This window comes from Pyrodictium delaneyi (genome assembly GCF_001412615.1).
Classification (GTDB): Archaea; Thermoproteota; Thermoprotei_A; order Sulfolobales; family Pyrodictiaceae; genus Pyrodictium; species Pyrodictium delaneyi.
This window is the reverse complement of record NZ_CP013011.1, coordinates 1,198,670-1,211,019: the sequence shown is the minus strand read 5'-3', so window position 1 is coordinate 1,211,019 and position 12,350 is coordinate 1,198,670. Positions and strand designations below refer to the sequence as shown.

Annotated in this window: 14 protein-coding genes and 3 tRNA genes; 11 read left to right on the top strand and 6 right to left on the bottom strand. The window is 55.8% G+C overall.

What is annotated here, in order from left to right:
• Positions 1 to 63 precede the first annotated feature (63 nt).
• Together Pyrde_RS06225 and Pyrde_RS06220 are read left to right on the top strand one after the other, a co-directional pair.
• Positions 64 to 480 (top strand): putative metallopeptidase, encoded by a 417-nt coding sequence (locus Pyrde_RS06225; protein ID WP_231656830.1) that lies wholly within the window; start codon positions 64 to 66, stop codon positions 478 to 480.
• A gap of 38 nt (positions 481 to 518) precedes the next feature.
• Positions 519 to 1,217, top strand: a complete 699-nt coding sequence (locus Pyrde_RS06220) for a hypothetical protein (RefSeq protein WP_055409133.1) — start codon at positions 519 to 521, stop codon at positions 1,215 to 1,217.
• On the opposite strand, the gene Pyrde_RS06215 is transcribed toward Pyrde_RS06220, so the two are convergent.
• Entirely contained in the window at positions 1,214 to 2,422 is a 1,209-nt protein-coding gene (locus Pyrde_RS06215; protein WP_055409131.1) for a proteasome-activating nucleotidase, read from the bottom strand. The genes Pyrde_RS06220 and Pyrde_RS06215 overlap by 4 nt on opposite strands.
• 91 nt (positions 2,423 to 2,513) lie before the next feature.
• Between Pyrde_RS06215 and Pyrde_RS06210 the strand changes: the two genes are divergently transcribed.
• From Pyrde_RS06210 to Pyrde_RS06190, 5 genes are all read left to right on the top strand, one after another.
• Positions 2,514 to 3,125 carry a multiprotein bridging factor aMBF1 gene (locus tag Pyrde_RS06210; RefSeq protein ID WP_055409130.1) on the top strand — a complete coding sequence of 204 codons (612 nt, stop codon included), beginning with the start codon at positions 2,514 to 2,516 and terminating at the stop codon, positions 3,123 to 3,125.
• Positions 3,126 to 3,303: 178 nt separating this feature from the next.
• Positions 3,304 to 4,416: a GTPase HflX gene (gene hflX / locus Pyrde_RS06205; RefSeq protein WP_180385438.1), complete on the top strand. Its 1,113-nt coding sequence runs from the start codon at positions 3,304 to 3,306 to the stop codon at positions 4,414 to 4,416.
• The gene (locus Pyrde_RS06200) at positions 4,368 to 4,937 is read left to right on the top strand and encodes a tRNA (cytidine(56)-2'-O)-methyltransferase (protein WP_055409126.1); all 570 of its coding nucleotides are present in this window, start codon (positions 4,368 to 4,370) and stop codon (positions 4,935 to 4,937) included. The genes hflX and Pyrde_RS06200 overlap by 49 nt, the downstream gene beginning before the upstream one ends.
• A gap of 24 nt (positions 4,938 to 4,961) precedes the next feature.
• Positions 4,962 to 5,498 carry a transcription factor gene (locus Pyrde_RS06195; RefSeq protein ID WP_055409124.1) on the top strand — a complete coding sequence of 179 codons (537 nt, stop codon included), beginning with the start codon at positions 4,962 to 4,964 and terminating at the stop codon, positions 5,496 to 5,498.
• Positions 5,473 to 6,423 (top strand): DNA cytosine methyltransferase, encoded by a 951-nt coding sequence (locus Pyrde_RS06190; RefSeq protein ID WP_055409122.1) that lies wholly within the window; start codon positions 5,473 to 5,475, stop codon positions 6,421 to 6,423. The genes Pyrde_RS06195 and Pyrde_RS06190 overlap by 26 nt, the downstream gene beginning before the upstream one ends.
• On the opposite strand, the gene Pyrde_RS06185 is transcribed toward Pyrde_RS06190, so the two are convergent.
• Positions 6,395 to 6,871: a RecB-family nuclease gene (locus tag Pyrde_RS06185; RefSeq protein WP_055409120.1), complete on the bottom strand. Its 477-nt coding sequence runs from the start codon at positions 6,869 to 6,871 to the stop codon at positions 6,395 to 6,397. The genes Pyrde_RS06190 and Pyrde_RS06185 overlap by 29 nt on opposite strands.
• Positions 6,872 to 7,102: 231 nt before the next feature.
• Between Pyrde_RS06185 and Pyrde_RS06180 the strand changes: the two genes are divergently transcribed.
• Positions 7,103 to 7,909, top strand: a complete 807-nt coding sequence (locus Pyrde_RS06180) for a hypothetical protein (RefSeq protein ID WP_143522067.1) — start codon at positions 7,103 to 7,105, stop codon at positions 7,907 to 7,909.
• A gap of 266 nt (positions 7,910 to 8,175) precedes the next feature.
• On the opposite strand, the gene ahcY is transcribed toward Pyrde_RS06180, so the two are convergent.
• The 4 genes from ahcY to Pyrde_RS06160 form a co-directional block, all read right to left on the bottom strand.
• Positions 8,176 to 9,429 (bottom strand): adenosylhomocysteinase, encoded by a 1,254-nt coding sequence (gene ahcY / locus Pyrde_RS06175; protein ID WP_055409116.1) that lies wholly within the window; start codon positions 9,427 to 9,429, stop codon positions 8,176 to 8,178.
• Between the two features lie 183 nt (positions 9,430 to 9,612).
• Positions 9,613 to 9,749, bottom strand: a tRNA-Trp gene (locus Pyrde_RS06170).
• A gap of 104 nt (positions 9,750 to 9,853) precedes the next feature.
• The gene (locus Pyrde_RS06165; protein WP_143522068.1) at positions 9,854 to 10,348 is read right to left on the bottom strand and encodes a helix-turn-helix domain-containing protein; all 495 of its coding nucleotides are present in this window, start codon (positions 10,346 to 10,348) and stop codon (positions 9,854 to 9,856) included.
• A gap of 124 nt (positions 10,349 to 10,472) precedes the next feature.
• A complete protein-coding gene (locus tag Pyrde_RS06160; protein WP_055409113.1) occupies positions 10,473 to 10,661 on the bottom strand; it encodes a chromatin protein Cren7 in 189 nt (62 codons plus the stop codon).
• A gap of 282 nt (positions 10,662 to 10,943) precedes the next feature.
• On the opposite strand from Pyrde_RS06160, the gene Pyrde_RS06155 reads away from it, so the two are divergent.
• From Pyrde_RS06155 to Pyrde_RS06145, 3 genes are all read left to right on the top strand, one after another.
• A tRNA-Ile gene (locus Pyrde_RS06155) sits at positions 10,944 to 11,020 on the top strand.
• Between the two features lie 221 nt (positions 11,021 to 11,241).
• Positions 11,242 to 11,317, top strand: a tRNA-Asn gene (locus tag Pyrde_RS06150).
• Between the two features lie 95 nt (positions 11,318 to 11,412).
• A complete protein-coding gene (locus tag Pyrde_RS06145) occupies positions 11,413 to 12,252 on the top strand; it encodes a protein-tyrosine phosphatase family protein (RefSeq protein WP_055409110.1) in 840 nt (279 codons plus the stop codon).
• Positions 12,253 to 12,350 lie beyond the last annotated feature (98 nt).

The following is a 12,350-nucleotide window of genomic DNA, read 5'->3' as shown; positions in this document are numbered from 1 at the left end:
GAGGCCTCCACAGCCCCTAGAGCCGGAGCCTGCGGCAATGGTGTAGCCCAGGCCTTGCCGAGGGTGAAGTATAGGAGGGATCAACGGCTCGAAGAAGCCATCCATCTCCTCATAGACGCACTTGGTCTAGACTACATAGACAAGGGGAGAGTTTACGCCGCCTGGAGCACCGGGTCGACAACTCGAGCCTATGCACGCATATGGGGACTCCCTTCACCCTTTGCTAGGCTAGGTTTATGCAAGCCCATGTACGTCATAGAGCTTGTGTCCGAGAACTTCCGGGAGCTCTCCTGCAGAGAACGGATCTCGGTTCTTGTGCACGAGCTGCTACACATACCGCGTAGCTTTAGCGGAGGGCTCCGCAACCACGGCGAGTGGAGCCGCTGGCATAACATAAGAGGCTTGCTGGCCAGGATTCCTCGTGACGTGGCGGAGCGGGTCTGTAGACTCCTAGAGGAGTCTACAGAACCTCAGCCATAGAGCTGCAGGCGCTATGGCAGTTGTAACCTAGGAGAGGCGTGATAGTCTTGGGCAAGATATACGTGCTCAAAGAGCCTGGGAGGGACAAGGCCTGGAACATATACGCGCTGAGAGAGGCTGCACGGCTTAAGCGCTGGTTCCAGGGAGTCTACTATAGTCCCCGGCTCAAGAGGCTCCTCGCAGTCTTTAAGCCTACGCCTGGAACACACGTGAACATGCTGGTCTTCGAAGAGATGGGGGAGAGTGTTCTCCGTGACGCCTACCGCATGGAATGCCCGCGAGGCTGCAATCGCTGCTGCGTCCTGAGGAGCGGCGCATTCATGATAGAAAACGAGCTCCGCAACCTTCCCGGCGACGTGAGAGACCGGGTTACCCGGCAGCCTAGCGAGCTGATCAAGACCCCTGGGGGCTGGGTTAGAGTTTACCGGCTAGATACTGAGCCTATGGGCCGTTGTATTTTCTTCGACGTGGAGAAGGGCACATGCATGCTAGAAGGGCTAGGCAAGCACAATAAGCCCATAGTGTGCCTGCTAACGTATTGCACGGTATTCGCCACGCGTGATGGGAAACTCTACCTCAAGAAAGGCTATCGAGTGCATCGCGACGGCCGTGCAGAGATACACTACGAGGAGGTAGACGAGAAGACATGGCGCCGCATGGTAGCGAGAATGGGCTCTGTCTGGACCAGGTATCGTAAAATCTACAAGCAGCAACAAACAGAAGAAGGGACGGCTTAAATATGCATTACAGCGCTCTCGCCGACACCAGCTATGGGGTTACTCTCAAAGTACTCTGGATTATCAACGTAGGGGCGACGCCTCTTCTTCATCACCTTCTCGACCGCTGATAGGAAGTCTTCCATAGTGACATATCTGCGGTTGTTACGCAATGCTGCAAGTCCTGCCTCCATCACTATTGCCCTAATGTCTGCACCAGTAGCTCCCTCTGTTATCCTAGCCAGGTAGCCTAGGTCAACGTCGTCCGCTAGTTTCATTCTCTTTGTGTGTATCTTGAATATCTCTAGGCGCCCTCGCTCGTCCGGCGGCGGCACGTAGATGAGTCTGTCGAAGCGACCTGGCCGGAGCAGTGCTGGGTCGAGTATGTCGATTCTGTTTGTAGCAGCTATCACCTTTACGTCGCCGAGCGGGTCGAAGCCGTCCAGCTCTGCTAGTAACTGCATAAGCGTGCGTTGTATCTCACGCTCACCGCTAGTGCCTATGTCTATTCTCTTAGCTGCTATTGCATCTATCTCATCTATGAATATGATGCTTGGTGCCTTCTTGCGGGCTAGCTTGAATACCTCGCGCACTATCCTGGCGCCCTCGCCGACATACTTGTGCACGAACTCAGACGCTACTACGCGTATGAATGTAGCATTGCTCATAGATGCTACCGCTTTTGCTAACAGTGTCTTACCACAGCCGGGCGGACCATACAGTAGTACACCCTTCGGCGGCTCTATACCTAGCTCGCGGAACGCCTCCGGCTTCACTAGCGGTAGTATGACGGCCTCATAGAGCTCGCGCTTCTGCTCTTCGAGCCCACCTATATCGTCAAACGTTACCTTGGGTCTCTCGGTGACTTCCATAGCCCTTATGTATGGGTCCTCGCGCTCTGGCAGCACTTCTACTATCGTTGAGCCACGCTGGTTGAGAGCGACGTAGGCTCCTGGAACTAGCTTAGAGGGATCAACGTTTGACGACACGTTGACTACTAGGTTAGGGCCAGTACTGCTCTTGACCACCACACGGCCGTCAGGTAGGACGCTGAGCACCATAGCCTCTATTAGTGGTGGGCTTAGGAGCTTGTCAACCTCCATTCGGTAGCGGCGCAGCTCGCGCCGCAGCTCTGAGCGCTCTGCTTCAAGCTCCCGGATCCTCCGCTCAAGGTAGTATATGTAGTCCTTTGAGAACTCGTTATCGGCGCTGCCGCGGTGCTGCATACCCTAGCGCCACCATGCACCTATATTAGGAAACCCTATGAAGACCTAAATAATGGTTTGCGGCCCGTGAGTACGGTGGTGATACTCCAGTATGCCTCTACAGAGGCGCCGCGAGATAATATACTGTGAGATGTGCGGGGCGCCGATAGAGGGCAGGAGTTACACCATAGTCGTCGAGGCCACCGATATGGTGGTCTGCGAGCGCTGCTACCGCCGCTATATGTCTCGGGCCACGAGGACTGGCACCGACGAGCCGCTACGGTTCCGCATCGCCCCGCGTAAGGAGAAGCCCGGGCCGGCGAGGACCGCCCCCCAGCGTATAGAGCCGCCGCGACCCGCTGTTCAGAGGACGGCCCGGCGGCCGCCTAGGCCGCCAGTCCGACGCCGGGGCACTGGACTCGGTGCCGTGGAGCGCTACGAGGTGGTAGAGGACTATGCCGAGAAGGTTCGGAGGGCCCGCGAGAAACTCGGGCTGACGCAAAAGGAGCTAGCAGTCAAGGTAAAGGTAGGCGAGAACGTGATAAAGAGAATCGAGGCAGGCACGCTCGTGCCCCCGATAGACCTGGCCATGAGGCTTGAACGCGTACTCGGGGTAAAACTGCTAGAGCCAGTAGTAGAGGAGGAAGAGGAACCCGCTCCAAGCAGTAGGAAGGGAGACTTCTACCTAACCCTCGGCGACATAGCTGAGCTACGCGAGGACTAGGACTCTCTTTCCCCTCTCCTCGCTACTCCGATGCCCAGATGCTACGAGCCCTCGGATTCTCCGGATTACGCTATAGGGCTATACGCTGGCTCCCGCTTATAGCCTACACTGAAGAGCCCCAGGAGGCATAGGGATGGGATAGAGAGACTTAGACTCTGTGAGGATGTGTGAGTCCGCCTTGAAGCGCGCATTGCTTGCTCTACCCCGGCGGCTGACTAGCTGGGAGGAGAGGGAGGCTTACGCTCTGCTAGAGACTGCAGGCTACACCGTGGTAGACGTTGTACGGTACCGACCCATATCCAGGTCCCGGCTCTTCAGCAAGGCTAAGCTAGAGGAGCTAGCTGAGAAGGCTAAGCCGCTTCGTGGAGACGAGGAGGCGAGGATAATCGTTTACGACGAGTTGCGGCCCCGAGAGTACTTCCGCATAGTGCGCGAAGCCCGGGTAGACGCAATTGACAGGACGTTGCTCATTCTCGAGATCTTTGCCTTGCACGCTGGTAGCCGGGAGGCTAAGCTGCAGATAGAACTCGCCCGGCTTAAGCACCAGCTACCCGTGATAAAGGAGGCTATAAGATTGGCCAAGATGAGGGAGCTGCCAGGCTTCCTAGGCCCTGGCGGCTACGCTGTAGACGCCTACTACCGGTACATGGTCTCACGCATTGCTAGGATCCGCCGCGAGCTGCAAGAGCTGCGGAGGCGCCGTGAGATAGAGAGGGCGAAGAGGAGGAGTGCCGGCCTACCCCATGTCGCTATAGTAGGCTATGCGAGTGCTGGGAAGACAACATTGTTTAACAAGATTAGTGGCGAGAAGAAGCCGGTAGGTCCAGAGTACTTCACCACCATATCCCCTAAGGTCAAGGCTACGAGTTTCGACGGGCTACGCTTCGCTGTAGTCGATACTGTCGGATTCATATCTAGGATCCCGCCCGAGATAATCGAGGCTTTCCACTCTACACTCGAGGAGGCCGCTTATGCCGACCTCATACTCTATGTGTTGGACGTTTCGGAAGACGAGTACGTTATGACGGAGAAGCTTAGCGAGGGCCTTGACACGCTCCGCCGGATAGGCGTCGTGGATCGTCCAATGATAATAGCTGCCAATAAGGTCGATTTAGTCCGCGATCGAAGCGACCTAGAACGTGTACTCAACCTGATAGAAGCCATGGCTGAGTCCGTCTACCCGGGGCTCCAGGGAGTTATACCAGTCTCTGCTGCGACAAGTGAAGGGTTGGGCAGACTGCTATGCCGGGTGGCCACCCTGCTGAGAGGTACGGCCGGGTCTATGTGCTGAGGATAGGACACCGGCCTCAGCGCGACAAAAGAATAACGACACACGTAGGTCTCGTAGCGCGTGCCTTCGGAGCTAACGGGTTCGTACTAGGTGATGTCTGCGACGACCATGTGATGGACTCTCTCCGGGGCGTCCTAGAGCGTTGGGGCGGCTCTATGGAGCTGTTGTGCGGCGTCAATAGCCGGCGCTATGTCTCCGAGTGGAAGAGGAATTGTGGAGAAGTCATACACCTCACTATGTACGGGCTCCATGTCGACGATGTTATAGGCGAGATACGGGCTAGTCCCCGGCCGAAGCTCATAGTGGTGGGGGCCGAGAAGGTGCCTCCATTCTTCTACGAAGCGGCAGATTACAATGTGGCTATAGGGAATCAGCCGCACAGCGAGGTAGCAGCGCTAGCAGTTTTCCTCGACAGGCTATACGAGGGGAGAGAGCTACGCATAGAGTTCCCTGGTGCACGTGTGAAAATACTGCCCTCGCCTCGCGGCAAAAAGGTAGTAAGCCTAGAAGAGGACAACTAACATTATACCGGGTGTACTGTAGAGATGTCCAGCGGCGGTGAGGTGGAGAAACTCTACACGTTCATAGAGAGGCTGATAGACCGGGATGCGCGGCTAGTCTTCCAGGCACTGTATGAGGAGGGCGGTGAACTCTCAGAGATAGACTTAGCCGAGAAGACTGGACTAAAGCTGAACGCTATACGCCGTTCCCTTAACCTTCTCGCGGAGAAGGGGCTTGCAGTATACCGGAGGCAGAAACACCCCGAGAAGAATAGGCTAGTCTTCTACTGGAGGATAAACTACGAGGGACTCCCAGCAATAATAGAGGCGCGTAAACGGGCTACGCTAGAAAAGCTCAGAACGCTACTAGAGCGCGAGGAGACAATCAGCTACTATATGTGCCCCAACGACGGCACTAAATATACCTTCGACGAGGCCCTCGACCACGAGTTTGCATGCCCGCGTTGCGGCACAATGCTGGTCCCCGACGAGGATAGGGAGCTACGCATACAGATTATCCGGCAATACATAGCCCTGCTGGAGGCGGAGCTCGGCAGTGCTAAGCCTCGTAGACCTGTTTAGCGGCGCAGGAGGCTTCGCTGAGGGGTTCCGCCGGGCAGGCTTCCGCGTACTTCTCGGCGTGGACAACGATCCTGCAGCGATCCGCAGCTATAAGGCTAATTTCCCTGAGGCGATAGCCCTAGCTATGGATATAAAGGAGGTAACAGGGGCGCTGATAGAGAGGCTTGTAGGCCGCCCCGACGTGGTTATAGGTAGCCCGCCTTGCGAGCCCTACACTGGGGCCAACCCACGGCGCATGAAGAACCCCATAGACAGGCTATACCAGGATCCAGCCGGGCAGCTGGTTCTCCACTTTGCCCGTATAGTTGGCGAGCTGAAGCCCAAGGTATTCGTGATGGAGAACGTCCCGGGAATACTGGATGTGAAGGGGGAGCTTCGCCGCATATTCGCGGAAGCCGGGTACCCGGAGGTATACTTTAATATACTAGCAGCCGAGGACTATGGCACGCCTAGCCATAGGCTACGCGTATTCATCTCCAACATCCGGATAAAGCCCAGGAAGCACCCCCGCAGGATAACCGTGGAGGAAGCCCTCCGAGGGCTACCAGAGCCTGGCAGCAGTGACGTGCTAAATCACGAGCTGCCTCCGCTGAGTCCCCGGAAAGCACGCCGGATAGCGAGGCTACGCTGGGGCCAAGCACTGATATATTATGAGGGTGCAGAAGGGCGTCGTTATCCCAACCTCATAAGGCTTGACCCGAGGCGCCACGCACCCACTGTGCTAGGGTCGAGCAGGTTCATACACCCTTACGAAGATAGGTTCCTCACCGTTAGAGAGCAAGCGAGGCTAATGGGGTTCCCCGATAACCACGTCTTCCTAGGCGGAAAGGACGAGCAGTATAACCAGGTGGGCGAGGCAGTCCCGGTGCCTCTAGCAGAGGCTATAGCGTGGGAGGTTAGGAGGTTTCTTGAGAAAGAATCCTAGACAACGGGTAGAGAAGTAGAGCCGCCTCCGCTACCGGGGTTAACCGCGTCTCCGCCCCAACAGGGTATACCGGCTCGCCAAGGCCTACTACGTCCTTACCGGGCGCAGCATCTATACCACCAAAGATGATTAGCACGCTTTGTTGCCCGGCTAGCTTCTCTGCATAGCGCCAGGGATCCGTAGGCTCACCATACTCCCTCGAAACCACCACAACCTTGTCTGGCGATAGAAGCTCTATGGCGTCCTTTACGCTAGGCAGCACTGAGAAGCTCCGGCCCAGCCGGAGGGCTAGCCGAGTCACCTCGGGGACGCCACTAGACGCGGCCGCGCCATAGACCTTCGTAGCCACTAGGTGAGTGAAGCCTAGTCCATAGACTAGTTTAGCCATGTCTATGAGCCGCTGGGCACTCGACACATCGTGAACTAGCACTGCTACTCTCGCCTTCAAGGACGCGCTGACACCCCGGGGAGCCGCTAGGGCGGGGGCTCAGCACTTAAAGGTGTCCACATAGCTGCCTCGGCGAGTACAGCCTTCAGCACCGCCCCGAGTCTCTGGTGGAGAGGCTTAACCCGAATTTAGGGCTCGCCTAACTCTACTATCCTCTGGCGGGGGCTCTGCGCTTAGTCTAAGCCTCTGAGTTGGATACAGTCAATCCTTAGCCTCGTGAGAGTGGTCGCTATGCCACGTATCGTTGCTGTAAAACTTCCCGACAATGTCTACCGGGAGCTAGAAGAGAAGGCTAAGCGTGAAGGCTTCCCGCTAGTATCAGATTATCTACGCTACCTGGTTATGCGAGAACTCGGACTCCTCAAGGGCGAGGGCATAGAGGCGCTAGTGGAACGCATAGTATCGGAGAAGCTGGGAGAGATTACCGCCGACGGGAAGATAGAGGTTGTTCCGCCTGACTTGGAGAAGCTTGCTGCCAGGCTCGAGCGCCGAATACAAGACATGATCAACCCATGGACCGCCAAGATAGACTCTCTTTCCTCTAAGCTTGCAGAGGCTATTGAGAGGCTCGAAGCTCTAGAGGAACGTGTTAAGAACATAGAGGAGGCGCTGGAGAGCCAACGACGCCGCGAAGTTGCCCTGGCCCGATACCAGCCCCAGCAGGCCGTGGAGAAGAGGGGAGAGCACTACCAGCGGGGGAGGCGGCGTTCCGCTATAGAGAGGCTACGGGAGCAAGGAGTAGTCTTTGAGCATGATGTCCAGTGGCTCCGAGACCGCGACGCGTTCTTCGAGCGGCTGAGGCGCGAGGGAGCTCTCATACTAGACATAGGTGGCGAGCGGGTGGCGGTGGACCGGGGCTTCTGGGAGAACTTCCGCGAGAAGATAGAACAGCTCCCCACAGCCAACGATGACGAGATAAAGCTGCTGCTGACGGATACCCAGTACGCGCTCTTCCAGAAGCTCAAGGAGGCCGGGCTAATCTACTTCGACGCGTCGAAGAGGGCATGGCGTTTCGTCGAGGAGCCCCAAGCCGGATAGGCTCCCTGGTGCGCCTCGGAGCCAAGTCATTCTTCACGGCCTAGAGTAGGCGTAGAGGCTCCGACGCTGGCGTAGTCTTCATCGGCTCTGCTGCAATGCGAGCTTCGTACGAGCTATGGGGGCTCTAGAGGGGCGAAACTCCCCATCCCCCACTAGTCTAGGAAGAGGGGTTCGGATCGGCTGTAAGGCTTCACAGCCCCCGTGTTAGGGAAGATGGAGTAGTACACTCTGGGGCTCTAAATAAAATGGCGACGCTGTAGGGATTGTTAGAGCTGCCAGCTGGATAGGTACTCCTTCTGCTCCTCCGTGAGCGTGTCTATGCTTATCCCCATGGCCTTTAGTTTGAGCCGTGCAACTTCCTCGTCTATTTCCCGGGGGACGACGTAGACACGTGGCTCCAGCTTGCCACGGTTCTTGACCAGGTACTCGGCGGAGAGGGCCTGGTTCGCGAAGCTCATGTCCATTACCTCGCTTGGATGACCCTCAGCTGCTACTAGGTTTACTAGGCGGCCCTCGGCTAGGAGGTATATTCTGCGGCCATCTGTTAGCCGGTACTCAGTGACGTAGGGCCTTACCTGCCTCTTAGCTACAGCCATCTCTTCGAGGTCGGGTACCCATATCTCTACGTTGAAGTGGCCTGCGTTAGCCAGTATGGCACCGTCCTTCATGACCTCGAAGTGTTCCCGGCGTATGACCTTCTTATCTCCCGTTGCTGTTATGAATACGTCGCCGCGGCGGGCAGCCTCTATCATCGGCATCACGTCGAAGCCGTCCATGACTGCTTCTAGCGCTCTTATCGGGTCGACCTCCGTGACTATTACGCGAGCACCCATGCCCCTGGCTCTGAGGGCTATACCGCGGCCAACCCAGCCGTAGCCAGCTACGACTACTACCTTGCCTGCGAAGAGTATGTTGGTGGCTCTTAGTATACCGTCTATTGTGCTCTGCCCGGTGCCGTACCTGTTGTCGAACATCATCTTTGTTCGTGCATCATTAACGGCTATAGCAGGGTACTTTAGTACACCATCCTTCTCCATGGCACGGAGCCTTATCACGCCCGTGGTAGTCTCCTCTGTGCCTCCCCACACACTAGCCGCTATCTCGGGGTACTCGCGGTGAAGCATGGCGTGGAGGTCGCCACCGTCGTCTATGACTATGTTGGGTCTCCACTCTGTTACCCAGCGTATACAGGAGAAGTACTCCTCCTCATTCATCCCGCGCCAGGCACAGACCTCTATGCCCTCCTCACGGGCAAGAGCCGCTGCCACATCGTCCTGAGTACTCAGCGGATTGCTTGCAGCTAGCCGGACCTCAGCGCCGCCAGCTGCTAGTGTGCGAACGAGCGCCGCCGTCTCCTTGGTTACGTGGAGGACAGCACCTATCCGGACGCCCTGGAGTGGTTTCTCGCGGGTGAACCTCTCGCGGATGAACTTGGCTACAACAGGCATATGCATTTCTGCCCATTCTATCTGGAGTGCGCCCCTATCCGCTAGAGCTGGGTCCCTCACCCTGCTCGCCATCGCCCTTCCTACACCTCCTACGTGGGCCGGCTACCTCTACCCAGGGCTAAAGACAGTAACCCCTGCCAGGGAGGCTCCGAGGGCAAGACGCAGAGAAAGAGGGTGGCACGCTAGCATAACAAGCATTCTAACTAATGCAAGCCGTGGACATGGGGAGGACGGTGGAAGCGGCGAGTAGATGCATGGTGGGCCCGGGGGGATTTGAACCCCCGACCGCCGGGTCTCTCCCTCTCATCCAGGGGCTCGACAGACCCAGCGCCTTTGTGGACCGGCAACCGGGGTCTGGAGCCCGGCGCTCTGCCTGGCTGAGCTACGGGCCCATCCAGGCACGCTTCTCAGGGCCCACCATGACGCTCATCCCCGCGCATCATGCGCGGGTCAGCCGGGGGTTCAACCCATGGCTGTATGCTACTAGGGGAGGGGTTTATTCCTTACCGCCGGGGCCGCAGAGCTCAGCGAGTACACAGTCTGCGCCCGGACAGTCGAGGACCTGGAGCGCCCGCATCACTATAGAGGCTGTCTTCGGGTGAGTACCAGTCCTCGCTGCAACCTCGCGCGGGCTATCCACGCCGCTGGCGACCACACTGTAGACCTTACATGCTAAGCTAGAGGGTATGCTGTAAGCACGTAGCCCCCGCCGAGGCCTAACAACAACCATCAACAAGCGGCCCTGCACAAGGAATACTAGCTTGTTAGCTCTCCTCGCAACATACTCTACCTTCTCTATAAGCTCTAGACCCCGAGTAGTAGCCCGGATATAGCCCTCCTCTACTCTGACGAGCCCCCGGCGAGCAGCTGCCCAGACCAGCTTCTTCGCGGTAGAGCCGGGCACTCCAAGCAGCCGTGCAAGACTTGTACGGTCCAGCCCGGCTCTAGTACACGTTAGGTAGACTACTGGCAGGAGCCAATCTCCCTGCATACACCCCCTGCCCAGGGAGAAGAGGCTACCGTACGTGACACCCAATAGGGCTAAGCCTAGCGGAGGGACACAGACGGGGGAAAAACCATGAGTTGAGATTGTGGGCTCTCCCTCGAGCACGGGTTTAGCTGCATATTGGGTAGTCGTCTGGTACCTTGGCGCGGAAGTACTTGCCGGTTTCTGGGCTCTTGAATAGGCCTATCTTTACGCCCTTCCTGCCCCTGGGGGCTAGCTGCCACACCTTGATGGGTACTAGCTCAACCTCCTTACCAGTAGTCGGGTCACGAACCTTCACAGCCTTCTCACACGCCATACACTACACACCTCCGCATACTCTACTCTCTCCGTGTAGCTACACTGCTATGCGATGTAGTTGAGGTTATGCCCGGCCAACTTCCATCGTATAGTTATATCTCTTTCACCTTATGGAAGCACTATCCCAATACCAGCGTATTATCCAATAACCATAGTGGGTTTTATGCTGCTAGCACGAAGCCTATACTATTCGATAATACCGTCAGCTGAATCCCAAGAAACTGAACCGATAACTTGATAAAACCCAGCCCCGGGTCCTAGACTAGTAATCACGGGGTATGGGCCCGTAGCTCAGCCCGGCAGAGCGCCCGGCTCATAACCGGGTGGTCGGGGGTTCGAATCCCCCCGGGCCCACCATCGCTGGGCCCCGGTCCACAAGACTTCCTTCTACTTCGCTCTACGACTTATAATCAACTCCTTACTGTGTACGCACCAGACTTTAGTCACGCATAGTCCTAAACCCTTCTAGACCTAATACGCAATTGTAGTAATCTTCATACTGCATTACATCTGTAGCGCGTAAACTTGATAAAACCTCAGCTTGTCTCCTTGGTGACACGGCCGCCGGGGTTCCGGGTGCCGCCGTAGCTCAGCGGGTAGAGCGCCGGGCTGTTAACCCGGTGGTCGGTGGTTCGAATCCACCCGGCGGCGCCACAAGATTAACCCTTAATTCTAATCGCTGTACCCTTAACCATATCTTCACCGTCTACAGATCCGTATCATTACTGAGACATAGCGGAGGCTAAACCTTGGTAGTCTTTGACGTGTTTCCAGTCGATGAATACGTGGCGTTCTCTCCGATGCTTGATAGAGCCGTACTGCCTTACATTACTAAAGAATTTGATGTAGTTATAGCTGCTGTTGAAACCCACGAGCTAGCCTATGATCCTTCGCTGTTACAAAGCCGTGTCGAGTACATCCACATCCCTATACCGGATTTCGCATGGCCGAGTCTCTGGCAGCTTTATCGTGCTGCTAAGATAACACTAAGTGCTGCTAAGGAGGGCAAGAGAGTTCTAATACATTGTTTTGGCGGAAAGGGGCGCAGTGCAACGCTAGCTGCCGGATACCTTGTTTATCGTTACGGTTTCTCTGCAAGACGGGCCGTAGAGGTAGTTAGATCAATAAGGCGTGGAGCCATAGAAGCTGTAGGACAGCTAGGGGTCCTCCGAAGCTTCGAAGCAGCTCTAGTGTTAGATGAGTTGACTCTCCGGAATCTCTATGGCAACGAGGCAGCTGGTGAAGCGCTGAGGTTGGGTGGACAACTTGCCGAGGCATTGAAAAACAGTAATCTCGGTGCCATGTGGATAGCTCATAGCCTAGTCTTCAAGATTGTTGATAGATTTCGTAGTACACTAACCAGCCAAAACACCGAATTCGTAGAAGATATAGTTTTAAAAGTATTTGATATACTTGACGTCTCACATGGTATTGCAAGCATTGATCTCGATCGTAAAGATGATTCCTATAACCTTATAGTCGTTTGTACTAGTTTTATCGAATATTGCGAATCATTCGTATACAATATAGCCAAAACTCTCTCTAAAATTCTGCGTACAAGTATAGAGACTGAGATTCTCTACGAGTAATTTACGAGTAAAGCATACCAGTAGTATATTTTGTAGCTAGTTCCTTACTATATTTACTGTTAGTCCTTATCAGTACTGTATCTTTCTACAAAGTATTT

Excerpts from the sequence above, each read along its gene's own strand:
- Pyrde_RS06165 (WP_143522068.1), bottom strand. The coding sequence starts at position 10,348 with ATGCAGGGAGATTGGCTCCTGCCAGTAGTCTACCTAACGTGTACTAGA.
- Pyrde_RS06210 (WP_055409130.1), top strand. The coding sequence starts at position 2,514 with ATGCCTCTACAGAGGCGCCGCGAGATAATATACTGTGAGATGTGCGGG.
- Pyrde_RS06200 (WP_055409126.1), top strand. The coding sequence starts at position 4,368 with ATGCCGGGTGGCCACCCTGCTGAGAGGTACGGCCGGGTCTATGTGCTG.
- Pyrde_RS06215 (WP_055409131.1), bottom strand. The coding sequence starts at position 2,422 with ATGCAGCACCGCGGCAGCGCCGATAACGAGTTCTCAAAGGACTACATA.
- Pyrde_RS06180 (WP_143522067.1), top strand. The coding sequence starts at position 7,103 with ATGCCACGTATCGTTGCTGTAAAACTTCCCGACAATGTCTACCGGGAG.
- Pyrde_RS06195 (WP_055409124.1), top strand. The coding sequence starts at position 4,962 with ATGTCCAGCGGCGGTGAGGTGGAGAAACTCTACACGTTCATAGAGAGG.
- ahcY (WP_055409116.1), bottom strand. The coding sequence starts at position 9,429 with ATGGCGAGCAGGGTGAGGGACCCAGCTCTAGCGGATAGGGGCGCACTC.
- Pyrde_RS06160 (WP_055409113.1), bottom strand. The coding sequence starts at position 10,661 with ATGGCGTGTGAGAAGGCTGTGAAGGTTCGTGACCCGACTACTGGTAAG.